This is a genomic window from Rhizobium sp. WSM1328 (assembly GCF_057653715.1).
Window position 1 is genome coordinate 65134 of sequence record NZ_JBYGKO010000002.1, and the last position, 21187, is coordinate 86320.

General features: G+C 59.7%; 23 protein-coding genes and 5 pseudogenes. 17 read left to right on the top strand and 11 right to left on the bottom strand.

Annotated elements, in window-relative coordinates:
• Positions 1-160: 160 nt before the first annotated feature.
• On the top strand, positions 161-1948 hold the full coding sequence (locus AC2444_RS23830; protein WP_128450337.1) for a methyl-accepting chemotaxis protein: 1788 nt from the start codon (positions 161-163) through the stop codon (positions 1946-1948).
• A gap of 39 nt (positions 1949-1987) precedes the next feature.
• On the opposite strand, the gene AC2444_RS23835 is transcribed toward AC2444_RS23830, so the two are convergent.
• Entirely contained in the window at positions 1988-2791 is an 804-nt protein-coding gene (locus AC2444_RS23835) for a crotonase/enoyl-CoA hydratase family protein (RefSeq protein ID WP_012755571.1), read from the bottom strand.
• 37 nt (positions 2792-2828) lie between these two features.
• On the opposite strand from AC2444_RS23835, the gene AC2444_RS23840 reads away from it, so the two are divergent.
• Positions 2829-3464, top strand: a complete 636-nt coding sequence (locus AC2444_RS23840) for a TetR/AcrR family transcriptional regulator (protein ID WP_128450338.1) — start codon at positions 2829-2831, stop codon at positions 3462-3464.
• Positions 3465-3559: 95 nt separating this feature from the next.
• Here AC2444_RS23840 and AC2444_RS23845 read toward each other — a convergent pair whose 3' ends face one another.
• Positions 3560-3736, bottom strand: a complete 177-nt coding sequence (locus AC2444_RS23845) for a hypothetical protein (RefSeq protein ID WP_157628365.1) — start codon at positions 3734-3736, stop codon at positions 3560-3562.
• Here AC2444_RS23845 and AC2444_RS23850 point away from each other — a divergent pair.
• The 4 genes from AC2444_RS23850 (at position 3735) to AC2444_RS23865 (ending at position 6802) form a co-directional block, all read left to right on the top strand.
• Positions 3735-4574 carry a transporter substrate-binding protein gene (locus tag AC2444_RS23850; RefSeq protein ID WP_012755573.1) on the top strand — a complete coding sequence of 280 codons (840 nt, stop codon included), beginning with the start codon at positions 3735-3737 and terminating at the stop codon, positions 4572-4574. The two genes, AC2444_RS23845 and AC2444_RS23850, sit on opposite strands and share 2 nt — an antisense overlap.
• 117 nt (positions 4575-4691) lie before the next feature.
• On the top strand, positions 4692-5354 hold the full coding sequence (locus AC2444_RS23855) for an amino acid ABC transporter permease (protein WP_017996239.1): 663 nt from the start codon (positions 4692-4694) through the stop codon (positions 5352-5354).
• 5 nt (positions 5355-5359) lie between these two features.
• The gene (locus AC2444_RS23860; protein WP_011648868.1) at positions 5360-6019 is read left to right on the top strand and encodes an amino acid ABC transporter permease; all 660 of its coding nucleotides are present in this window, start codon (positions 5360-5362) and stop codon (positions 6017-6019) included.
• Between the two features lie 12 nt (positions 6020-6031).
• Positions 6032-6802 (top strand): amino acid ABC transporter ATP-binding protein, encoded by a 771-nt coding sequence (locus AC2444_RS23865; protein ID WP_012755576.1) that lies wholly within the window; start codon positions 6032-6034, stop codon positions 6800-6802.
• Between the two features lie 36 nt (positions 6803-6838).
• On the opposite strand, the pseudogene AC2444_RS23870 reads toward AC2444_RS23865, so the two are convergent.
• Together AC2444_RS23870 and AC2444_RS23875 are read right to left on the bottom strand one after the other, a co-directional pair.
• Positions 6839-7266: pseudogene (locus AC2444_RS23870) on the bottom strand (PIN domain-containing protein).
• A pseudogene (locus AC2444_RS23875) lies at positions 7263-7528 on the bottom strand (type II toxin-antitoxin system prevent-host-death family antitoxin). The pseudogenes AC2444_RS23870 and AC2444_RS23875 overlap by 4 nt, the downstream one beginning before the upstream one ends.
• A gap of 258 nt (positions 7529-7786) precedes the next feature.
• Between AC2444_RS23875 and AC2444_RS23880 the strand changes: the two are divergent.
• The 5 genes and pseudogenes from AC2444_RS23880 (at position 7787) to AC2444_RS23900 (ending at position 11437) form a co-directional block, all read left to right on the top strand.
• Positions 7787-8538, top strand: a pseudogene (locus AC2444_RS23880) (GntR family transcriptional regulator).
• Between the two features lie 3 nt (positions 8539-8541).
• Positions 8542-9327, top strand: coding sequence for a transporter substrate-binding domain-containing protein (locus tag AC2444_RS23885; protein ID WP_012755579.1), 786 nt, complete (start codon positions 8542-8544; stop codon positions 9325-9327).
• A gap of 79 nt (positions 9328-9406) precedes the next feature.
• On the top strand, positions 9407-10078 hold the full coding sequence (locus AC2444_RS23890) for an amino acid ABC transporter permease (protein WP_011648874.1): 672 nt from the start codon (positions 9407-9409) through the stop codon (positions 10076-10078).
• Positions 10075-10734: an amino acid ABC transporter permease gene (locus tag AC2444_RS23895; protein ID WP_011648875.1), complete on the top strand. Its 660-nt coding sequence runs from the start codon at positions 10075-10077 to the stop codon at positions 10732-10734. The genes AC2444_RS23890 and AC2444_RS23895 overlap by 4 nt, the downstream gene beginning before the upstream one ends.
• A complete protein-coding gene (locus AC2444_RS23900) occupies positions 10712-11437 on the top strand; it encodes an amino acid ABC transporter ATP-binding protein (protein ID WP_012755581.1) in 726 nt (241 codons plus the stop codon). Before AC2444_RS23895 ends, AC2444_RS23900 begins: the two co-directional genes overlap by 23 nt.
• 273 nt (positions 11438-11710) lie before the next feature.
• Here AC2444_RS23900 and AC2444_RS23905 read toward each other — a convergent pair.
• From AC2444_RS23905 to AC2444_RS23930, 6 genes and pseudogenes are all read right to left on the bottom strand, one after another.
• Positions 11711-12079: pseudogene (locus AC2444_RS23905) on the bottom strand (type II toxin-antitoxin system RelE/ParE family toxin); the annotation flags it as partial.
• The gene (locus AC2444_RS23910) at positions 12079-12336 is read right to left on the bottom strand and encodes a ribbon-helix-helix domain-containing protein (protein ID WP_003550229.1); all 258 of its coding nucleotides are present in this window, start codon (positions 12334-12336) and stop codon (positions 12079-12081) included. The pseudogene AC2444_RS23905 and the gene AC2444_RS23910, both read right to left, overlap by 1 nt.
• 109 nt (positions 12337-12445) lie before the next feature.
• On the bottom strand, positions 12446-12952 hold the full coding sequence (locus tag AC2444_RS23915) for an RES family NAD+ phosphorylase (RefSeq protein ID WP_017996235.1): 507 nt from the start codon (positions 12950-12952) through the stop codon (positions 12446-12448).
• On the bottom strand, positions 12949-13434 hold the full coding sequence (gene parS / locus AC2444_RS23920; RefSeq protein WP_012755584.1) for a type II RES/Xre toxin-antitoxin system antitoxin: 486 nt from the start codon (positions 13432-13434) through the stop codon (positions 12949-12951). Before parS ends, AC2444_RS23915 begins: the two co-directional genes overlap by 4 nt.
• 270 nt (positions 13435-13704) lie before the next feature.
• Positions 13705-14439, bottom strand: a complete 735-nt coding sequence (locus AC2444_RS23925; RefSeq protein ID WP_017956566.1) for a PspA/IM30 family protein — start codon at positions 14437-14439, stop codon at positions 13705-13707.
• A complete protein-coding gene (locus AC2444_RS23930; protein WP_029871137.1) occupies positions 14436-14882 on the bottom strand; it encodes a YjfI family protein in 447 nt (148 codons plus the stop codon). Before AC2444_RS23930 ends, AC2444_RS23925 begins: the two co-directional genes overlap by 4 nt.
• A 103-nt stretch (positions 14883-14985) precedes the next feature.
• On the opposite strand from AC2444_RS23930, the gene AC2444_RS23935 reads away from it, so the two are divergent.
• The 6 genes from AC2444_RS23935 to AC2444_RS23960 all read left to right on the top strand — a co-directional run bounded on the left by AC2444_RS23935 (position 14986) and on the right by AC2444_RS23960 (position 20016).
• Positions 14986-16041 (top strand): ion channel, encoded by a 1056-nt coding sequence (locus tag AC2444_RS23935; RefSeq protein ID WP_128450341.1) that lies wholly within the window; start codon positions 14986-14988, stop codon positions 16039-16041.
• Complete coding sequence (locus AC2444_RS23940) at positions 16038-16694, top strand: YjfK family protein (RefSeq protein WP_012755588.1); 657 nt, start codon at positions 16038-16040, stop codon at positions 16692-16694. Before AC2444_RS23935 ends, AC2444_RS23940 begins: the two co-directional genes overlap by 4 nt.
• A gap of 35 nt (positions 16695-16729) precedes the next feature.
• The gene (locus AC2444_RS23945; protein ID WP_003550237.1) at positions 16730-17131 is read left to right on the top strand and encodes a DUF350 domain-containing protein; all 402 of its coding nucleotides are present in this window, start codon (positions 16730-16732) and stop codon (positions 17129-17131) included.
• Positions 17132-17143: 12 nt separating this feature from the next.
• Positions 17144-17740 (top strand): DUF1190 domain-containing protein, encoded by a 597-nt coding sequence (locus tag AC2444_RS23950; protein ID WP_012755589.1) that lies wholly within the window; start codon positions 17144-17146, stop codon positions 17738-17740.
• Position 17741: 1 nt separating this feature from the next.
• Positions 17742-18899: a glutathionylspermidine synthase family protein gene (locus AC2444_RS23955; protein WP_128450342.1), complete on the top strand. Its 1158-nt coding sequence runs from the start codon at positions 17742-17744 to the stop codon at positions 18897-18899.
• Between the two features lie 379 nt (positions 18900-19278).
• Complete coding sequence (locus AC2444_RS23960; protein WP_026157583.1) at positions 19279-20016, top strand: hypothetical protein; 738 nt, start codon at positions 19279-19281, stop codon at positions 20014-20016.
• A 183-nt stretch (positions 20017-20199) separates the two neighbouring features.
• On the opposite strand, the pseudogene AC2444_RS23965 reads toward AC2444_RS23960, so the two are convergent.
• Positions 20200-20907: pseudogene (locus tag AC2444_RS23965) on the bottom strand (ISNCY family transposase); the annotation flags it as partial.
• Positions 20908-21187: the final 280 nt, after the last annotated feature.

The following is a 21187-nucleotide window of genomic DNA, read 5'->3' on the forward strand; positions in this document are numbered from 1 at the left end:
GGGCCGGCTGCCTTTGCCAGGATGTGCCTGATCAACGCAGCGCTGGTTGAAAAGAAAATATCCTGCGCGTTATATTCATAATTAAATCCCCGTTAATAAGCATAAGCGAATATTTCCGACATGGCTGGCCCAACAGCAATGAAATCTAGGGGGATTGCGCGTGAGTATTCTTGATCGTGGAGCAAATGCTGTGGCGGCTCTTGCCGCTTTATCAAATTCGCAGGCCATGATCGAGTTTGACTTATCGGGCAAGATCCTCACCGCGAATGAAAACTTCTGCCGGGCGCTCGGCTACGAGTTGAGGGAGATCGTCGGAAAACATCACAGCATGTTTGTCGAACCTGCCTACGCATCCTCGGCGGAATACACGGCTTTCTGGACAAAGCTGTCAGCGGGGAAATTCGATCAACAACAATATAAGCGGGTCGGAAAAGGCGGGCGCGAGGTCTGGATCGAGGCATCCTACAATCCCGTGTTCCGACGCGGGAAGCCGGTCAAGGTTATCAAGATTGCAACTGACATCACTGCGCAGAAGCTGAAGTCTGCCGAGGATTCGGGCAAGATCGACGCATTGTCCCGGGCTCAGGCGATCATCGAATTCACGCCGGTCGGCGAAATCCTGACCGCGAACGACAACTTCCTGTCCGCGCTAGGTTATTCGCTTGCCGAAATCCAGGGCAAACATCATTCGATGTTCTGTGAAGCCGACTACTCGAGGTCGGAGGCTTATAAGGAATTCTGGCGGAGACTTGCGAGCGGTCAGCTGGTCGCGGACGAATTCATGCGCGTGGGCAAGGGCGGACGGAAGGTCTACATCCAGGCTTCCTACAATCCGATTTTCGACCTGAACGGCAAAGTGTTCAAAGTCGTGAAGTTCGCAACCGATGTCACGGCGCGCGTCGAAAATGTCGAACAACTTGCCCGTTGCCTGACGAATCTTGCGGACGGTGACCTGTCGCAGGTGATCCAGAAGCCTTTCATTCCTTCGCTGGAAAGGCTGCGTGCCGACTTCAACAGCGCCTCGGAAAAGTTGAAGGGTGCAATGGCAACGGTTGCCGAAAATGCCAAGGCGATCTCAGCCCGTTCCAACGAAATCCGCACAGCGGCCGACGACCTGGCAAAGCGTACCGAGCAGCAAGCGGCATCCGTCGAGGAGACGGCCGCCGCCCTTGAGGAAATCACGACGACGGTCAAGGATTCGAGCCGCCGCGCCGAGGAAGCCGGTCAACTCGTGGGGCGCGCCAGAAATCACGCCGAGCATTCCGGCCAGGTGGTGCGTGACGCCATCGGAGCGATGGACCAGATTGAAAACTCGTCACGGGAAATTTCCAATATCATCGGTGTCATCGATGAGATTGCCTTCCAGACGAACCTTTTGGCGCTCAATGCCGGCGTCGAGGCGGCACGAGCTGGGGAGGCTGGCAAGGGGTTTGCGGTCGTTGCCCAGGAGGTTCGTGAGCTGGCGCAGCGGTCGGCGAAAGCTGCCAAGGAGATAAAGAGCCTGATCACAGCGTCCGGTTCCCATGTCGCAAACGGCGTCGCCCTTGTCACGAATGCCGGATCCGCGCTCCAGGAAATTGCCACTCAGGTTCACGAAATCAATACCAACGTCACGGCGATCGTGGAGGCGGCGCGCGAGCAATCGACTGCGCTCGGTGGGATCAGCCAGTCCATCAACACCGTCGACCAGGGAACGCAGCAGAATGCCGCAATGGTCGAAGATCAGACGGCTGCAAGCCATGGTCTCGCACGAGAGGCTGCCGCGCTCTTCGAGCTTCTTGAACAGTTCCGTTTCAACGATGCGCCGAGATCCAGGACTTCGTTTGCGCCGGCGGATCGTCACCCTGCCCCACCGACGCCTTTGAAAGTCGTTCGTACTTCGCCCCTCGCGTCCATCCAGCGCGGTTCGGCCTCCGTCGCGCTGAAGTCCGACTGGGAAGAGTTCTGATTACGCTGGCTGAGCCATTCTCAGCAGTATTGGCGACAATCAATCGAGCGACCACGAGCCGGGATAGTTCGGCTTGCGGCGCTCGATCCACGCGTCGAGCCCTTCGCGCAGATCGGCGGTTGGCGCCATGCGGGCGAATTGTTCGCCTTCGATTAGCAGCCCCTCGGCAATGCTCTGGTTGATGCCGCGCGTCACCGCCGTCAAAATGCTCGCCGCCGCCAGCGGTGAATGACGCAGAATGCGCCGCGCGAGGTCGTGGGCTGCCGGCATGAGAGCGTCATGCGGGACAAGCTGGTTGACAAGGCCGAGTTCGAGGGCGCGCTGCGGGGAGAATGCATCGCCCGTCAACAGCAATTCGAGCGCGCGCTTACGCCCGGCCAGCCTTGGCAAACGCTGCGTTCCGCCAAAGGTCGGCGGCATTGCGAGATTGATCTCGGGCTTGGCGAACAGGGCGCGTTCGCTGGCGATGGCGAGGGGCACTGCCTCGGTGATCTCGCAGCCTCCGCCAAAGGCAAGGCCGTTGACGGCGGCGATGACGGGTTTGTGGTAGGCTTCCAACCGCGCTGTCAATCGCTGCCCGCGCGCGACGAAATCGCGCATGGCGACATCGGCGCCCTGCGCCACGCTTTCTGAGAATTCGTAGATATCGCCGCCCGCCGAGAATGCCCGCTCGCCGGAGCCGGTGAGGATGACCACCCGGATTGATCTGTCGGTTTCGATGGCGTCGAGGATCGCGAGCAAGCGGTCTATCAAGGCGTAATTTAGCGCATTGAGTTTTTCCGGGCGATTGAGAGTGAGCGTGGCGATTCCGTCGCGGCTGTCGATCAAAACAGTGTCGGCCATTCGGTTTTCCTTTCCGGTATGCTGCGTCAGGAGAAGTATGCCGCCGCCCGATGCTTGTGTATACTCACTAGACGGTATACATAGCGGCATGATCTCACCTGCAGTTCCAACGCGCGAACGCATCATCTCGGCCGCCGCCAAGCTGTTTTACAACGAGGGCGTCAGAAGCGTCAGCGTCGATGCGGTGGCTGAAGAGGCCGGCGTCACCAAACGCACCCTTTACTACCATTTCGCCAGCAAGGACGATCTCATCGGGGCATATCTGGAGGCGCGCGATCAGCCCAACCTCTCTCTATTCAAGCGCTGGTACGCGGAAACGGCGGGCGAACCGGCGGATAAGGTCCAAGGCATTTTTCGCAATCTCGCCCGCGCGGCCCGCCATCCGAAATGGAAGGGCTGCGGCTTCCTGCGCACCTCTGCGGAACTCGTCAATATGCCCGGCCATCCAGCCATGAAAGTCGGGATTGAACACAAGAGGAGGGTCGAGGCGTGGTTGCGGGTCACATTCGAGGCGGCCGGGATCAAGACGGAAGCGCCGCAGCTCGCCCGGCAGATCGTCCTGCTGCTCGATGGCTCGTTCGCCGTCGTTCTGTTGCATCGCGACCCGACCTACATGGAAGCCGCCGGCGAGGCGGCGGGTTCACTGATCCGCGCTGCAATCGCAAACCGGTAAGGCGCCGGATCCTGAGACGCTCGCCGTAAAGAGCACATCTTGCGCCCTCGGCATGGCCTGAGGTCGCTGAGCGGGAAGGGCATGATGTTGAGCCTCTAAACAACAGAACAATGCTGCACTGCCGAAAAAATCGCCACGCGCGCCACTGCGCGTTTTTTCAGCATGGCCCATTGACAATTCACCCTTGATGGCACTTGATAACGTTGTTCCAGTAAAACAGACATGCGTCCATTATACTGGAACAATAGAAACCATGATAAGGGGAACGCCATGACTATTTCCTTTCGCACCGGCGTGATGTCGCTGGCCGTCGCCGCTCTGTTGTCCACCCCTGCGCTGGCCGACGGCAGCAAGCTCGATGAAGTGCTGGCCCGCGGCCATCTCGTCCTCGGCACCGGCAGCACCAATGCGCCCTGGCACTTCAAAAGCGCCGACGACAAGCTTCAGGGCTTTGACGTCGACATGGGCCATATCATCGCCAAGGCGCTCTTCGGCGATCCTGAGAAGATCGAATATGTGAACCAGTCCTCCGACGCCCGCATCCCGAACATCACCACCGACAAAGTCGACATTACCTGCCAGTTCATGACCGTTACCGGCGAGCGCGCCCAGCAGGTTGCCTTCACCATTCCCTATTATCGCGAGGGTGTCGGACTGATGCTCAAGGCGGACGGAAAATATGCCGACTACGCAGCCCTCAAGGCGGCCGGTTCCTCCGTCACCATCTCGGTTCTCCAGAACGTCTATGCCGAGGCGATGGTGCATGCGGCGTTGCCGGAGGCGACCGTCGATCAGTACGATTCCGTCGACCTGATCTATCAGGCGCTGGAATCGGGACGCGCCGATGCAGTTGCCACCGACCAGTCGTCGCTCGCCTGGTACATGACGCAGAATCCGGGCCGCTACAAAGATGCCGGCTATGGCTGGAATCCGCAGACCTACGCCTGCGCCGTCAAGCGCGGCGATCAGGATTGGCTGAACTTCGTCAACACCGCCCTGCACGAAGCCATGACCGGCGTTGAATTCGACTTTTACGCCAAGTCCTTCAAGACCTGGTTTGGCAAAGATCTGACGCCGCCGCAGATCGGCTTCCCGGTCGAATTCAAGTAACAGCCATGCGGAGCGGGACATGTTTCCCGCTCCGCATTTAAAGAGTGAAAGCATGACGCCGTCCGAAAACCGCTCATATTTTTCGGCATCCTGCTCTGGTCTGAAAGGGCGGCCCGTATGGGTTACACGTTGAATTTCGCTGCCGTCTGGCGCAACTTCGATTATCTTTTGAGCGGGCTCGCGCTCAGTCTCGGCCTTGCGGTGATCTCGATCCTGATCGGGGCCGCGATCGGCCTTGTGGTGGCCTTCGCGCTGACCTCCAAAAGCCGCTTTGCGGTGGTGCCGGCGCGAGTTTATGTCACTGTCATTCGCAACCTGCCGATTCTCGTCCTGGTGCTTTTCGTCTTTTTCGCGCTGCCGCAAATGGGTTTGCGCCTCGACAAGATAAAAAGCTTCGTCCTGGTTCTGTCGCTTTATTCCGGCGCCTATCTGGCAGAAGTGTTCCGCGCCGGGCTGCTGTCTATTCCAAGAGGGTTGACGGAAGCGGGGCTTGCCATCGGCCTGACGGGGATGCAGATCCGCAGTTCCATCATCGCTCCGCTGATGCTGCGCAACGTGCTGCCATCACTGTCCTCGACGATCATCTCGCTCTTCAAGGACACCTCGCTCGCCGCCGCCATCGCCGTGCCCGAACTGACGTTTGCTGCCCGCAAGATCAATGTCGAGAGCTTCCGCGTCATAGAGACCTGGATGGTGACGTCAGCGCTCTATGTCGCGGCCTGTTTCCTCATCGCCGCCGTGATGCGCTTCGTCGAGCGCAGTCTGGCCCTGCCGAGATAGACCTGATGTCCCACACTTTTCTCGAACAACTCTGGATCGCCCGATACGTCATCATGAACGGCATCGGCGTGACCGTGTCGATCTCCCTGCTGGCCATCCTTGCGGGTTCCATACTTGGCGTTTTCGTCGGTTTGGCGCTCGTCTATGGCGGCGTTGTTTTGCGGCTGGCCGTGCGTGCCTATACGGATATCATCCGTGGCACGCCGGTGCTCGTACTGGTGCTGGCGAGCTACTACGTCTCCGCCGCCGTCGGCCTCGATCTCGGGCCGTTCTCGGCCGGGGTGCTCGCCCTTGCCATCTTCTGCTCCTCCCATGTCGGCGAAATCGTGCGCGGAGCGCTTCAGGCAATCCCGAAGGGCCAGACCGAAGCCGCCAAGGCGATCGGCCTGACCTTTACCCAGACTTTCACCTCTGTGCTGTGGCCGCAGGCCATGCGCCAATGCCTGCCGGCCTGGGTGAATACGGCGGCCGAGATGGTGAAAGCCTCGACGCTGCTCTCCGTCATCGGCGTTGCGGAGCTTCTCCTACGCACGCAGGAGATCATCTCCCGCAATTTCATGAGCCTCCAGTTCTACTTCCTGGCCGGTGGTCTCTATTTCATCATCAACTACGGCATCGAGCACTTCGGCAAATACGTCGAGCGCAAGACCGCCCTGCCGTCCTGAGGAGTTCCCCCGATGGCCAAGACCATTCTCGACATCCAGGGTCTGCGTAAGACTTACGGCATCCACGAAGTCCTCAAGGGCGTCGATTGCGCCGTTGAGGAGGGCGAAGTCATTTCCATCATCGGCTCGTCCGGCTCCGGAAAGACCACCTTGCTGCGCTGCATCAACATGCTTGAGGAATTCCAGGGTGGCACGATCAGCCTCGACGGCGAGGAGATCGGCTACCGCGCCGAAGGCGCAACGCGGCGCCGCAAGAGCGAGAAGGAGATTGCACGCCAGCGCGCGCTGACCGGCATGGCGTTTCAGCAGTTCAATCTCTTCCCGCATATGAGTGCCGCTGAAAATGTCATGCTCGGCCTCGTCAAGGTGAAGAAGATGACGAAGCCGGATGCCCGCGCCATCGCGGAAAAATGGCTCGATCGTGTCGGCCTTTCCGCCCGCTCGAGCCATTATCCCGGCCAGCTTTCAGGCGGCCAGCAACAGCGCGTCGCGATCGCCCGTGCCATCGCCATGTCGCCGAGGCTGATGCTGTTCGACGAAGTGACCTCGGCGCTCGACCCGGAACTGGTTGGCGAAGTGCTCCAGGTCATCAAGGGGCTTGCCGCCGACGGCATGACCATGCTGCTCGTCACCCACGAGATGCGCTTTGCCTACGACGTTTCGTCACGCGTCATCTTCATGAACCAGGGCGTCATCTGCGAGGAGGGCGATCCGAAGGACATGTTCGTGCATCCGAAGACCGAACGGCTGGCGGAATTCCTCAAAACCTCGAGTTTCAACTAGACGAAAAGATCCCGTGGCGGTCCGCTCTGTGGATCGTCACGGGCGCTCGGTCCAAGGTGGACAAGCTCGATCCCAAGGCCCTCGAAATCCTTTATATTGCGCGTGGCGAGGGTGAGATCGTGAGCAATCGCGGTGGCGCCAATTAAGCCGTCCGTTGACGATAAGCCGCGTCCGCTTCGCTTTGCGAGCCCCATCAGGTCGCCCCAGGCTATCGCAACCGGCTGGTGCACAGGGATGACGCGCTGCTCGAAGCGCTGCGGCAGATCCTGGGCAAGCCATTCAGCCAGCGCGTCGCGCTTTCGCCCGCTTTCCATCAATGCGACACCACGCCGGATCTCCGCGATCGATACGGTGCTGATGAATGAGCGATCCTCGTCGAGACTGTCCAGCCATTGTAAGACATGTGCATCGGGACGCGGCCTTGTCACCTCGGAAAGCACATTGGTGTCGAGCAGAACTCTCACAGCTGGAGATCACGCGGTTCGTCGCGTTCACGCTCGAGATCGAGATCGGCGCCCCGCAGCGGCGATTGCATCAGAAACTCTGCGAGGGTGCCCTTGCGCGCGGTCTTCCGCTGCCATTCCTCGGCTGAAACGACGACGACGCTTGGTTTACCATTGCGCATGATCGTTTGCGGCGTTGCTTGCGCGGTTGGATAACCTCAGACAGTTTGGCCTTCGCACTGGCGACGGTCCAACTTTTATCCTCTGGTCGTGATGGCTGCATTCGCTATATCCTGACTATAGTGACTAACATGACTATATAGGTCGAGCCGGTCTTGCCGCAAGCAACTCTTCCGATAGGGAAGGGGCTTCGTCGGTTTCGCGCGGCCGGCGCTGATTGGGGCTTGCAAGGAATTGCGGGCATGCGCTCAAATTACGCCCAGTCTGCATTCCCAGCGTGCAAATTCCAGGGGAGGGATCCGAGACATCTTGGAAGTCCTGAACGCCGAATTTTGGCACGAGCTTTGCTTTCCTGTCTTGTATGCAAGATAGCCAGACATCTGAGACCACGCAGAAGACCATCGAGGAGACGATCGTCTCCGGGATTCTTTCAGCCAGGATTCGGCCTGGGACGCGTCTCAGTGAAAACCAGCTGGCAACGCTCTTCAGCGTGTCTCGAACCCGCGTCCGTGAAGCCATGATGCGCTTGGAAACACGCGGTATCGTGCATGTCAGTCCGAGACGAGGCTGGTTTGTTGTCGAGCCGTCCGCTGAAGAGGCGATCGCGGTCTATGAGGCACGGCGCGTCATCGAGGCGGGATTGTTGCGCAGCATGCGCGTATTGACGAACGAGGGACGCGAAGCTCTCGACGCGCATTTGAACGAGGAAAAAAGCGCAATGGCTGCGGGCGACCGCCAGCGCCTGACCTATTTGATGGGCGATTTCCACATCCGCATCGCAGAATTGAGCGGGAACGCCATCATCGTCGATATCCTCCGTGATCTCACCGCGAGGACGATCCTCATTTCGATGCTCTATCAGTCTGAATTTCATGCAGCACAGTCCCATGACGGACACTGCCGCATCTTCGAGGCCATGCAAGCGGGCTATTTCGTCAGAGCTGCCGAGCTCTCTATCGAACATCTGGACGAAGTGGAAATGGGCCTCGACCTCACCACACGGCCCGATCCGCTCTCGGAACTGCGGAATTCCCTGTCACTTCCTCCCAAGGCCGTGCCCTCGGTCTCCCAACTGTCAGACCCAAAAAACCACAACTTCAAAGGAGCAATTAAAACATGCTGACAAGACGAGTCTTCTTCGCAATCGCGACCCTGGCTGCAACCTTCGGCTTCGGCTCCGCGTCTTACGCCGATGCTCTTGCCGACATCACGGCGCGCGGTACGCTGCGTGTCGCCGTCCCGCAGGATTTTCCGCCCTTCGGTAGTGTCGGCACCGATATGGCGCCGATGGGCTACGATATCGATGTGGCCAATCTCATTGCCGAAAAGCTCGGCGTCAAGACCGAGCTCGTGCCGGTCACCAGCGCCAACCGCGTTCCCTATCTGCAGACGAACAAAGTCGATCTGGTCATATCAAGCCTCGGCAAGAATGCGGAGCGCGAAAAGGTGATCGATTTCACCACGGCCTACGCACCCTTCTTCAACGGCGTGTTCGCACCGGCCGATGTTTCGATCGCCAAGGTGGAAGATCTCGCCGGCAAGAGCATCGGCGTCACGCGCGGCGCTGTCGAAGATCTCGAGCTGACGAAGATCGCGCCGGCCGACGCTACGATCAAGCGTTACGAGGACAACAACGGCACTATCTCGGCCTTCCTGTCCGGCCAGGTCGACACCATCGCCACCGGCAACGTCGTGGCCGCTGCGATCCTCGCCAAAAATCCTCCCAAGCGCCCTGAGATGAAGTTCCTCATCAAGAACTCGCCCTGCTACATCGGTCTCAACAAGGAACAGACGGCCCTTCTGGAGAAGGTGAACGGCATTATCGCCGCCGCAAAAACCGATGGCGCGCTGAACGCCATATCGCAGAAGTGGCTCGGCGCCGATCTCCCGTCGGATCTCTAAGGACCGGTCTCACGGATGTCATCCCGCGCCCGCGCGCGGGACGACATGACGCTCCGTCGCCACAAGAGGGGACAATTCCTTGAGTTACCATTTCGAATTCGGCTGGCTGCTTGAATATTATCCTGAGATCATCAAGGGCATACTGATCACGCTGGAGCTTATCGCCATCGGCGGAGTGCTCGGCATATCGCTCGGCATCTTCTGTGCCTGGGTGCGTGCACTCGGCCCGGCCTGGCTGAAGCCTGTCGTTGCGACCTATGTCGAACTGATCCGCAACACGCCGTTCCTGATCCAGCTCTTTTTCATCTTCTTCGGCCTTCCGTCGCTCGGCTTCAAGCTTTCCGAACTGACGGCCGCCAACCTCGCGATGGTCGTCAACCTCGGCGCCTATAGCTGCGAAATTATCCGCGCGGGCATCCAGGCAACCCCGAAGGGCCAGTTCGAGGCAGGCGAGAGCCTTGCCATGACGCGCTTCGAAACCTTCCGGCATGTCGTTCTCGTGCCATCCCTGCAGCGCATCTGGCCGGCACTGTCGTCGCAAGTGGTCATCGTCATGCTCGGCTCATCAGTCGTCTCGCAGATCGCCGCCGAGGATCTGACCTTTGCCGCGAACTTCATACAATCGCGAACCTTCCGCGCCTTCGAGGCCTACATCGTCTCGACAGCCATCTATCTTGTGCTGGCGATCCTGCTTCGGCAGCTGCTGGCGGTGGTCGGCGGGTTCATTTTCCCGAGGAGAGCAGCACGATGATCGAGTTCACACTCTGGGACATCCTGCGCAACCTGCTGCTCGCCACCCGCTGGACGATCCTGCTTTCGCTGGTCTCGTTCATCGGCGGCGGCGTGGTCGGGCTGGGGCTGCTGTTCCTGCGTATCAGCAAGCGCAAGGCATTCAGGACAGTCGCGAAATATTATATCGAGCTCTTCCAGGGCACGCCGTTGCTGATGCAGCTCTTCATCGCCTTTTTCGGTCTCGGCCTCTTCGGGATAGACGTGCCGGCCTGGCTTGCTGCGGGTTTCGCGCTGATCTTGTGGAGCGCTGCCTTCCTCGCCGAAATCTGGCGAGGCTGCGTCGAAGCGGTCGTGAAGGGTCAGTGGGAAGCCTCCGCCAGCCTCGGCATGGGCCGGTTGCAGCAGATGCGTTATGTCATCCTCCCGCAGGCGCTGAGGGTCGCCATACCGCCGACGGTCGGTTTCTCCGTTCAAATCGTCAAGGGAACGGCGCTGACCTCGATCATCGGTTTCGTCGAATTGTCGAAAGCCGGCACGGTCGTCACCAATGCCACTTTCCAGCCCTTCACCGTCTACGGGCTCGTCGCTCTCATCTACTTCGCCCTTTGCTGGCCTTTGTCAAAAAGCAGCCAGATCCTGGAAAGGAAGCTCAATGTCGCTCATCGAAATCACTGAAGTCCGCAAGAGCTTTGGCACCACCGAGGTGCTGAAAGGCATCAATCTCGATGTGGAGGCTGGCGAAGTCATCGCCATTATCGGCAAGAGCGGTTCGGGCAAATCGACCCTGCTTCGCTGCATCAACGGCCTGGAGACCATCACTGACGGCTCCATCTCCGTGGCCGGCGCGCAGCTCCTCGATGATGAAGTGCATCTGAAGGCACTGCGCCTCAAGGTCGGCATGATCTTTCAGCAGTTCAACCTCTTCCCGCACCTGACCGTCGGCGGCAACGTCATGCTGTCGCAGACCGTGGTCAAGAAGACGCCGAAAGCCGAAGCCGAGGCGACCGCCCGCAAGATGCTGGAGCGGGTAGGGCTGGGTCACAGGTTCGACGCCTATCCGGACGAGCTCTCGGGCGGCCAGCAGCAGCGTGTCGCCATCGCCCGCGCGCTCGCCATGCAGCCGACAGCACTTCTCTGCGACGAAATCACCTCCGCGCTCGATCCGGAACTGGTCGCCGAAGTTCTGGCCGTCGTGCGCGAACTCGCCGCCGAGGGAATGACCCTCCTGATGGTGACGCACGAGATGAAGTTCGCCCGCGACGTCTGCAACCGCGTCGTCTTCATGCACCAGGGCCGAGTCCATGAAGCAGGCCCGCCGGAGGAAGTCTTTGCCAATCCGCAGACAGCGGAGTTGAAGCAATTTCTCGGGGTCAACTAAAGCATGTCGCGCAAAAGTGCGCAGCGGTTTTGCGACAACGACATGCGTAAAAACAAAGAGCTAAAGCGCGACAAGCGAATCTGAAAGATCGCGACACGCTTTAGGAGGCAGTGAGAATAGCCGACTTGGCGGATCGAGCATTTTTATGGCGTGCTGCGTTTGCGCGTCGACTATCCGCTTGGTCTCGGTAAGCGGGGCGCCTCTCGCCTATCTAACGCGGCTTGCTGCTCGATCTGCTGCCGCGCCGCCGGTGATCGCGGCCGACCGTCCTAAGGACTTCGGCCGAGGATGTCCCATCAACGCATCATACTCTCTGTCGGTCAATCGTTCGATTGTCCTCAGCTGTGCGGGAATATCCATCCGCTCATGCAAGACCGCGGCAATGACCAAGGTTGAGTCGTCAACGACGATGTATACGGCGTAATGGTGCTCTATCTTGTGGAGCCGGAAGAGCGAATTCCCGGCGCGCTCGTCTTTCTTTATCCTTACGCGGGCGTAGGCTTCGGGGATGCCTTCAAATCCCGCCCGCAGCAAGCGGCTATATGCTTTGGCCTGTTCGGTGGACCATTTTCGCGCCGTTTCGCGGACTGCCAGACGGTAGTTATCAAGGGCGGTCGGCAGGATGAGAACGCGAGGAGCCACTAGCGCAGTTCTTCATCCAGCTCCGCGTCGATAGCATCCAGAGCGGAAAGGGGCAGCATCTCTCCGCGCCGGAATTCCTCTTCCGCCCGCAGCAGCGAGCGGATGGCATAGCGGCGATCTTCTTCGCGTGCCATATCTTCGCGAATAAGGGCGCGTACATATTCGCTCGGCGTTGTGTACTGGCTCTTCCCGTTGGCGCGCATATCGACGAAGGCACGCATTTCATCGGGCAAGCTTACATGCAGGCTGCTGGTCATGAAGCACCCTCCTTATCAAATTCCTGAAATTGTTCTGCATCCGGGTCGCGATGTCAATATTTGACATTGAATTCGGTCCCTTCCAAATAGCCCCGTGGCTCCAAGACGTTCATGACGTGGGCGGATGCAGCCGCGTATCGAGGGCAAATGACTCCTGGAACTTCAGTGCATAGGCGCCCGTCGCACCGCCTGCCAGAAAAATCAGGTTCCAGCTATGCCGCGAGACCGCGCTCGGGATCGCAACGAAACGATGTTGTCGAAGCAAATCGTCTCCGAAGATCTGCTGTCCGGCGCTGGGAATGCCCGGGCGCAACCAGTTGGGATTGGGCACGTTTCCCGGATCGACAACATGGATATCGCCAGCATCGGCAATGACAGCTGCCGTCATCCTGTGCGCCACGGTGTCGAGCGCCCGGAACCCGTTGTGGACCGCGACTTCAAGGATCGCCGTCGCGGGATCGAGCGAGCAGTAGACCGCGCGAACCCCCTTGCTGTTCCAGCGGCCGCCAACCCGATAGGCGCCTTCTCCGCTATCCCAAGTCGGCGCATGGACAGCCTGATCGAGCCGCCACGCGACCAGCTCGGTCCCGCCGAGCGCGATCGGCAAAAGGGTCATGCATAGACGCCGTATTCCAGGCGATCGAGATGATCCTCGACAAGCTCGACACCAGCGGGCGTCCCGAGAAGATCGATCGGGCGGCGCTGCTCAAGTCCGACTGCCGGACGCTCCAGCCATTGTTCGGCTTCTGCTTGCGATCCGAAGATATCCGTTGCCTTTGCGAGGATCTCGGCGAATTTCCACGCGCGGCCGCTCTGTTCCTGGCTGAGCGGCTTGGAAGGCGTGTCCTTCCGCCGCTGCCAGGTGCGCAAGCTCATGCCCACCGCCTTTTCGAGGGACTCGTTCTTGCCGAGGACGACGAGAGTGCCGACAAGATGATCCAGTGCTGTTGCAGGCAGGCCGTGCAGGAGCAGCTCATGGGCGTCGAGGGCATTGGTCAGGCTACGCGACAGAATGCGCGAACCGCCGAGCAATGCTTCGATTTTTTGCAGTTCACCACCGCCTGCCGCTGAAGAGGGTGCTTTTGCCGCGACGGCCATGATCTTTCTCCTGCGTCATCTGTCGCTTTTTATATGTCATGTGTCGCGACAAATTTCAAGATCTGACGGGCGTATCCGGCGTATCGGCCGCGGAACCGTGCCTTTCTCGCTGCCGGCGCCAAACAAGCGGGCAGGCGTCGATGGCACCGCCTGCCAAGGGCAGCTTGCAGCGGATTGAAATGCCGCGATCCCCACAGAGGCTGGGTCGCGGCGCTCCAATTCCGTAAGCGCGCGCGGGAATGGCAGGCAGGGCTGCCGCTCCCGGGATTATCAGTCTTTTTTGCTGGTCGGCGCTGGCAGCAAGATGGGCTCTACCGAATGTTTCGGTGCCATCAGCTGTGCAAGAATGTCATCGGCCGAGTGGCTCGAACTGCCAATGCCGGCCTCGCGCAGTTGACGATCGAGGTCGCTGCCGTTTTCCAGCGCGGCCAGTTCAGCACCGGCTTCGATGCGGCCGGCAGTGATTTCCTGGCGTTTCTTGATGCGTTCGAGACTCTCGACGGCGCTACCGAGGCGGGTATTGATGCCCGACTGGCTATGGGCGATCGCCGATTGAGCGCGCAGCAGCGATTCATTGGCTTTGACATTCCCCACCTCGCGCTTCATCTGAGCAATGCGCGCTTCGGTCTCCTGGATCGTGCGCAGCATCTGCTGCTGGCGAGGCAGCAGCCGGTCGAGCTCTTCCTGGTCGCGCTGCACTTCGGCACGGATACTAGCAATGCGCTGAGCCAGACCTTGAGCGAGATCCGTGCGGCCCGCGGAGATCGCAGCGCGAGCGCTGTCGGTATCCTTGGTCTCCTTGGCGCGGTTTTCGTCAAGTCGGCGCATGACGCTCTTGTTGGACGCCATGATGCCGGCAAGATCGGATCGCGCACTGCGCAGCGACTGTTCAGCGTCGCGGATTTCTTGATCAAGGACGCGCATGGACTGGCTGTCGGCGGCCGCTTCCGCTGCCTCGTTAATGCCGCCGCGAATGGCGGTGAAAATCTTGCCCCAAGTGCTCACGCTGCAATCTCCCCGCTTTTCCACTCTTCAATCATGTGTGCCGCATCGACGGCATTGGCAGCCAGAATCGCGACTTCCTCGACCACCGTCTCGGCCGGCGAGCGTGCTGACAGCGAGCCGAACAATTCATACCATTCCTCACCGTCGATTGTGGTGATGCCGAAGCTGGAGAGCGGCACGAACTTATGGGTCTTCAGCACCATCCGTTCGAAGGCTTCTCGATTGGACACGTCCTTGCACGGCACCAGAACAGCGCTGACGAGGATGTCGCGCTCCCCGCTCACCGCGACGAAGACGTCGAGATCGCCCTTTTCCTTAAGAGTCACGCATATGACGTCGCCCTGTTCGGGTACGGCTACATCCACATCGCCCAGTGCGTCGGGATCGGCGGCGAACAGGCGCGTTAAAGTGGTGAGGTTCCAGGTCTCCAAAAAGTCCTCCATCGGTTGGAACGTCAAAATATTTGGGTAATCGGTTTGCAACTTAAAGATCTGGTGCGCTAAATAAATTTCGCTAGGGTACGCGTTGGGAACGGGGGCGAATCGCTTGCCATTTATCGCTTCATTGATGCGGCGTGTATATCTCTCGCTCAGCGAATTGGCCTGGTCAGCCCTTTTTGTTATCCTCGTGATCCACCCGGTCGCTTCTTACCTGCTCTTCATGCTGGCCGGCGAAGCCGATCTCGTCGGCAATCCGGTCGACTTTCTTTATTACTATATGGTGACGGCAACGACTGTCGGCTATGGCGATCTTTCTCCAAAATCGGGGGCCGGCCGATTAATTGCCGTCCTGTTCGTTCTTCCCGGCGGCATTGCCATCTTCACCGCTGTTCTTGGCAAGTTGTTGACAAATATCGGTACGATCTGGAGGAATCGCATGCGCGGACTGGGTGATTACAGCGAACGCGCCGGCCATATCATCGTCCTGGGCTGGCAAGAGGGGCAGACATACCAGACGCTGCGGCTGCTGCATGCCGAACGGCAGGCCAACGAGCCGATGAGTGTTCTGGTTGCCAAGGACCTGCCGGAAAATCCCGCCAGCAATTACGCCGACTATATCAGAACCGAGCGGCTTGCCGATGCCGAGGCTCTGGTGCGGGCCGGAGTGGCCCAGGCGCGCGCGATCATCGCGCGCGGTGCAAATGACGACGAGACGCTGGCCGCCGTGCTGATTGCCGAAGACCACGCGCCCAATGCCCATATCGTGGCCTATTTCGCCGACGACCGCACGGCACAGATGGTCAAACAACGCCGGCCGCGCGTCGAGGCGGTGGGCTCGCTCGCCGAGGAGCTGCTGTCGCGTTCCGCCCGTGATCCGGGCTCTTCGGAAATCGCCGCACGGCTGCTGTCGGCCGCTTCCACCGACACGGCGTTTTCCCTGCCGGTGCCGCCTTTGCAAACGCCGCTACTCTACGGGGACGTGTTTTTAAGGCTCAAGCGTCAGCATAATGTGACGCTGGTGGGCATGCTGAGCCAGGGCATGACCGACCTCAATTGCCAGGACGAGACGCTGATGCGGGGCGGCGAGACCCTTTACTACATCAGCGGAATGCGGCTAGATCCCGCTGCCATCGCTTGGGCTCGAATGGGAGAGGTATCATGATCGGCTGGTTCGGCAGAGACAAGAACGAAAGGCCCTTACCCAAAGAACTTGGCCCGTTGAGCGCCGCCATCGGCGGGGCGTTGGAGATCGATTTCCTCTCCCTCGAAGCCGATGCTTTGGCCGGCCAGCCGGCCATGCCGCTGCCACGGAGCGGCCCGTTCATCATTGCCGCCTACGGTGAGGTTTCGCTCGATGCCGCGACGGTTCTGTCGCGCTATTACGATGAAGACCATCGGATGATTCAGGTGATGTCGACGTCGGGCCAGCCGGGTGATGTCGACGACATCAGCTTTTATCAGCCCTGGGACAGCGTCGTGCCTGCCGGGCAGGGCGAATGGAACCGCTGGACCGGGCCGGACGGCCTGATCGGTCAGCCAAGCTACGATGCCGATGGCATCCTCTATAGCCGCTTCTGGGGCGAGGGCCCGGAACGCACCCCATTGGCGGAGTTTGTCGAGAAGGTCGACGACGGTGAGGCGCAGCGCTCCATTCACCAGACCTGCATGCTATATTATCGCCCGCTTGGCTCGACGCGCGAGATGCTTTTGATCAATGTCGAGCGCGACCTCGATCTCGGACAGAGCCAGGCAGGCAGCTCGGTGGAATTTCTGATCGGCTATGGACTCGCTCCGGCCGATGTTCGCCGCGTCTGAGGGGATCCTATCAATTTCAACGGAGGACTTTTTCAATGCTCGATTACGTGGCGGGTCTGCCTGCCTTCCTCGGCTATTTCGCCGTTGGTCTTGCCGCTTACGGCGTTTTCGCGGTGATCTACACATTCCTGACGCCGCAGAAGGAAGTCCAACTCATTCGCGCAGGCAATCTTGCCGCCGTCACGGCATTCTTGGGCGCGCTTGTTGGTTTCAGCCTGCCGCTGGCTTCGGCCGCAGCCAATTCGGTCAGCATAGTCGATTACATCATATGGGCGGTGGTCGGCATTCTGGCGCAGATCCTGGCTTACTATATTGCGAATTTCACCATGACGGATCTGCATGAAAAGATCACTGCCGGCGATATCGCCGCGGGCATATGGGGCGGCGGCATCGCGCTGGTCATCGGTATTCTCAACGCCGCCTGCATGACCTATTGAGGGGAGGGAACGATGCGCAGACGTAAGAGCGGGCACAAACGACCTTTCCTGGCCCTCGGCACCATCGCTGCCTCGACCCTGGCCCTGTCCGGTTGCGGCGATCAGACTCCCTCGGAGACAATGTTCACCTCCGTCGACCAATGCGTGACTTCCGGCATGGACCGGCAGGTCTGCCAGGCCGGCTATCAGGATGCCATGCGGGCCCATCTCGCCGCCGCGCCGCGCTTCAACGGCATGGCCGCCTGCGAGGCCGAATACGGCTCAGGCCAGTGCACGGAACAGTCGGCCAGTGCCGTCCCCAACAATACCGGCGGAGGCGGCAGCTTTTTCGTACCGTTCCTGACGGGCTACATGCTGTCTTCCGCATTGAACAACATCGGCGGCTATTACGATTATCGCCGGCGCCAGGAGGAGAGTGGCTCCTACGGCTCGACGCCGATTTATCGCAATCGCTCGGGGCAAACGGTGACAACGACTGTTCGCTCGGGCGGTCGCAACGACACCGTGACTGCGCCCTCACGTCAGAGTGTCAAGCCGGTCAACGTCAACACCCGCACCGTCGCCCGTCAAGGCTTCGGGGGCCGTTCGTCGTTCAGTTTCGGCGGCTGACATGAAGCGCATCACCCTTCCGGCGCGTCCTGATTGGCTTGACAAGGCGCGCGCCGTCGGCTTCGGGTTTCACGTCATGTACGGCGAGCCTTACTGGCTCGACGATGCCGCCTATACATTCACGCTCGATGAGATCGAGACACGGATTGAAGAACCGAGCCAGGAACTGCACGACATGTGCATGGATCTGGTCGATGATATCGTCAGAAGCGAAGAGTCGCTCGACAAGCTGGCTATTCCGGAGGACCTGCGCGATGTGGTGCAGCGCTCCTGGCAGCGTCGCGACCTGCACCTCTACGGCCGGTTCGATCTTGCTTATGACGGCACTGGCCCGGTTAAGTTGCTCGAATATAACGCTGATACTCCCACTTCGGTGTTTGAGACAGCCTATTTCCAGTTCAACTGGCTGACCGACCAGGTGGCTTTGGGTATCCTGCCCAAGGATGCGGACCAGTACAATTCCTTGCAGGAAAGCCTCGTCGAGGCGTTCGAGCAATTTTCCAAGGAGCCGATCTTCCACTTCGCGGCGATGACCGACAATGAGGAGGATCGCGGCACGACGGTCTATCTGATGGACTGTGCAGTGCAGGCCGGCCATCGCGTCGAGCTTCTGGACATCCGCGAAATCGGCATCGATGCACAGGGCCGTTACACCGATCTCAAGGATCGGGTGATCGACCGCTGCTTCAAGCTGTATCCGTGGGAATTCATGCTGCGCGAGCCGTTCGCCCGCGACCTCGTGCGCTCGGGCGATGTTTTCGTCGAGCCCGCCTGGAAGGCCGTGCTTTCCAACAAAGGGCTTCTGCCTCTGCTCTGGCAGCGCCACCCCAATCATCCCAACCTGCTCGCTAGCTATTTCGCAGACGACCCGGCGGCGTCCAGTTTGAGCGATTATGTGCGCAAACCACTGCTGTCGCGAGAAGGCGAGAACGTCACGATATTCCGAGATGGCCGGGAATTGATTTCCGCCCCCGGCGATTATGGCGACGAAGGCTTTATCGTCCAGGCCTATGCTCCGCTTTTCGAAAGCGATGGTGGCTTCGCCGTGCTCGGCAGCTGGATCGTCGGTGATCGCGCCTGCGGTCTTGCCGTCCGCGAGGATCGCTCGCGCATAACCGCCAACTTGTCGCGTTTCGTACCGCATGTCATCGTCGGATAAGAGAAGGTATATCGCGCCATGCGCGGCTATCTTCTTTTAATCGTCGAGCGACGCAGCCCCAGTTTCAGCGGCGATGTCGCACTTGGAAATAGAATGTACCCCCTACAGACCGTGTGGCGGCAGGGTTGGAATGTCCGTTTGTGTGCAAAGTAGAAGTGTCACTTTGGGCGCTTCTTCAGCCATTTGCAAATGCGTCACTCGGCATGTCCACTTGCGCTGAGGCAAGCCCCCGACCGGACCGACTGGACCGGGTTGCAAGGGAAGGGAGGGGGCGGGTGAGGTGCTCCCCATCGGCTTTAGCTTTCTCAGTGGCAATTGTTCCGTCGCCGGTTGTACTATTGGCAGCTGTCTGTTGAAGGGTAGGGATCAAAGCCGCACGATGCTTCCAGAAATCAAGCTGCAGGGTGACATCGACGTCGCCGCGCTGTCACCACTTCTTCGCGGGATGATCCTTTCGGTTGCCTATGCTGACGGTGAGGGTGGCATAGGATTGACTGCGACCGGCGCCATGAACCGCAAGTTCGTGCATTGGGCCGCTGTGCACTTCCTCTGGCCAAGCTTCACAGCCGAAGACCTCTACAGCATGAACAAGGTGCTCAATGAAAGCGACATGCCGCCGCTTTGGGTCGTGCGCGACATGACCCGCCACCTGAAGCTTCTTCGCCGGAAAAAGGATGTGCTGCTGCCAACTAGACGAGGCCGGGAGTTTTTGGCAAAACCGCAAGCCTTCTTCGATCTGATCGCCACGGATTATCTCTACTCGTATGTCCACGAAACCGATCGTGAAGAGGAGGTGCGGGCGCGGTTACGCTGGTGGCGCCTATTCCTCAATCTTCTCAATATCGCGGCCAGAGAAGGTTGCACGTCAATGGAGGTTGTGGAGATCCTCTATCCAGACCTGGCGCCTCTGTCGGACACCGAAATAACCCTGGAAGCCTGGAAGTTGAAATCCGATCTCCAGCACGGCGTCTTTCGACGCTTATGCTGGCTCGGCTTGCTCTATGAGGCACGAGAGGGGCTCACTCTTCTCCAGGACGGATCCTTCCACAAGACGCCACTTTGGGCAGCCTGCCTGCAGTTGGAATCGGATACGCAAAGCGACATCGGCGTGCACTGACGAACTTCATTCCGCTGGCTGCCTCATCAACGCCTTCTGCCTTTTGGGAATCACCTCCGGATCATTCATGAAGTCCGTCCGCCGACCAGGCTTGCGGCCGCGCTTGTGATAACCATTGCCCTGGCTGCCATCGGGAATGCCGAACATATGATCCGTCTGGCCGGCGCGGCGAGGGCCGCTCTTGTTTAGCTCACAAAGCGCCCGCCCGAACTGGGTCATGCCCTGGCCACCCTTGGCCTCCTTCTTCGCCACCCGGAACACCGAATGCTTGTCGGAGTAGAAAGCCACAGGCGCGCCGTGATCGCGCAGGTAAAGCGCCAGCGCCTCGAAATAGCTGAAGGCGCTTTCCGAGCGCACGAACCGCAACTGCATCAGCTTGCCCGTCGCATCGTCGACGAACACCAGCAGCGAGCATGGATCACCGCGGTCCTCGAACCAGCGATGCTCGGACCCGTCAATCTGCACCAACTCGCCATAGGCTTCACGCCGCAAGCGCGGCTGATGAAACGTCCGCCGCTGCTTGCGCGAGAGCCACAGGCCCGCATCCACCATCCAGCTGCGCAACGTCTCACGCGACACCCGCAACCCATCGCGCTCGGCAAGCTTCTCGGCCGCCAAGGTTGGTCCGAAGTCTGCATAGCGTTCGCCAACCAGCGTCACGGCGTAATCCCGAACCCCGTCGCTGATCCGGTTGTTCGACGGTCGGCCGATCGCTTTGTGCCGGATCGACGCCGCACCACCCGTGTTGATCCGCTCCAGCAGACGACGCACCTGGCGCGTACTCAGATCAAGCACATGTGCCGCCGACACCATCGTCATCCGGCCGGCGATCACATTCGATAGAATCTCGATCCGCTGCAGATCACGCTCGCTCATCGCTATCAGTCCCATCCGCAATCTCCCAGGTCATCAAACAAGGGGAGAGTGACATTCCAACTTTGCAGAAACAGGACACTTTAACTTTGCGGCTACACAACTTGTCAAAGCTGAATAGCGCTGCGACTTCGCCAGCCAGTTAGAAACGCGACACTAGCACCGTCGGTCAGCCCCCGATCCGGCCGGCTGGGCCGGGTTGAAAGGGCGGAGCGGGGGCGGGTGATGACACTTCCTTCGGCTTTAGCTTTCTCACTGGCAATTGTTCTTTTGTCGCTCGATACTCGCTGGCACTTGC

Coding starts and splice junctions, on each gene's coding strand:
- AC2444_RS23835 (WP_012755571.1), bottom strand. CDS start 2,791: ATGGCCGACACTGTTTTGATCGACAGCCGCGACGGAATCGCCACGCTC.
- AC2444_RS23840 (WP_128450338.1), top strand. CDS start 2,829: ATGCCGCCGCCCGATGCTTGTGTATACTCACTAGACGGTATACATAGC.
- AC2444_RS23850 (WP_012755573.1), top strand. CDS start 3,735: ATGACTATTTCCTTTCGCACCGGCGTGATGTCGCTGGCCGTCGCCGCT.
- AC2444_RS23845 (WP_157628365.1), bottom strand. CDS start 3,736: ATGGCGTTCCCCTTATCATGGTTTCTATTGTTCCAGTATAATGGACGC.
- AC2444_RS23855 (WP_017996239.1), top strand. CDS start 4,692: ATGGGTTACACGTTGAATTTCGCTGCCGTCTGGCGCAACTTCGATTAT.
- AC2444_RS23860 (WP_011648868.1), top strand. CDS start 5,360: ATGTCCCACACTTTTCTCGAACAACTCTGGATCGCCCGATACGTCATC.
- AC2444_RS23865 (WP_012755576.1), top strand. CDS start 6,032: ATGGCCAAGACCATTCTCGACATCCAGGGTCTGCGTAAGACTTACGGC.
- AC2444_RS23885 (WP_012755579.1), top strand. CDS start 8,542: ATGCTGACAAGACGAGTCTTCTTCGCAATCGCGACCCTGGCTGCAACC.
- AC2444_RS23895 (WP_011648875.1), top strand. CDS start 10,075: ATGATCGAGTTCACACTCTGGGACATCCTGCGCAACCTGCTGCTCGCC.
- AC2444_RS23900 (WP_012755581.1), top strand. CDS start 10,712: ATGTCGCTCATCGAAATCACTGAAGTCCGCAAGAGCTTTGGCACCACC.
- AC2444_RS23910 (WP_003550229.1), bottom strand. CDS start 12,336: ATGACCAGCAGCCTGCATGTAAGCTTGCCCGATGAAATGCGTGCCTTC.
- AC2444_RS23915 (WP_017996235.1), bottom strand. CDS start 12,952: ATGACCCTTTTGCCGATCGCGCTCGGCGGGACCGAGCTGGTCGCGTGG.
- parS (WP_012755584.1), bottom strand. CDS start 13,434: ATGGCCGTCGCGGCAAAAGCACCCTCTTCAGCGGCAGGCGGTGGTGAA.
- AC2444_RS23930 (WP_029871137.1), bottom strand. CDS start 14,882: ATGGAGGACTTTTTGGAGACCTGGAACCTCACCACTTTAACGCGCCTG.
- AC2444_RS23940 (WP_012755588.1), top strand. CDS start 16,038: ATGATCGGCTGGTTCGGCAGAGACAAGAACGAAAGGCCCTTACCCAAA.
- AC2444_RS23945 (WP_003550237.1), top strand. CDS start 16,730: ATGCTCGATTACGTGGCGGGTCTGCCTGCCTTCCTCGGCTATTTCGCC.
- AC2444_RS23950 (WP_012755589.1), top strand. CDS start 17,144: ATGCGCAGACGTAAGAGCGGGCACAAACGACCTTTCCTGGCCCTCGGC.
- AC2444_RS23955 (WP_128450342.1), top strand. CDS start 17,742: ATGAAGCGCATCACCCTTCCGGCGCGTCCTGATTGGCTTGACAAGGCG.
- AC2444_RS23960 (WP_026157583.1), top strand. CDS start 19,279: ATGCTTCCAGAAATCAAGCTGCAGGGTGACATCGACGTCGCCGCGCTG.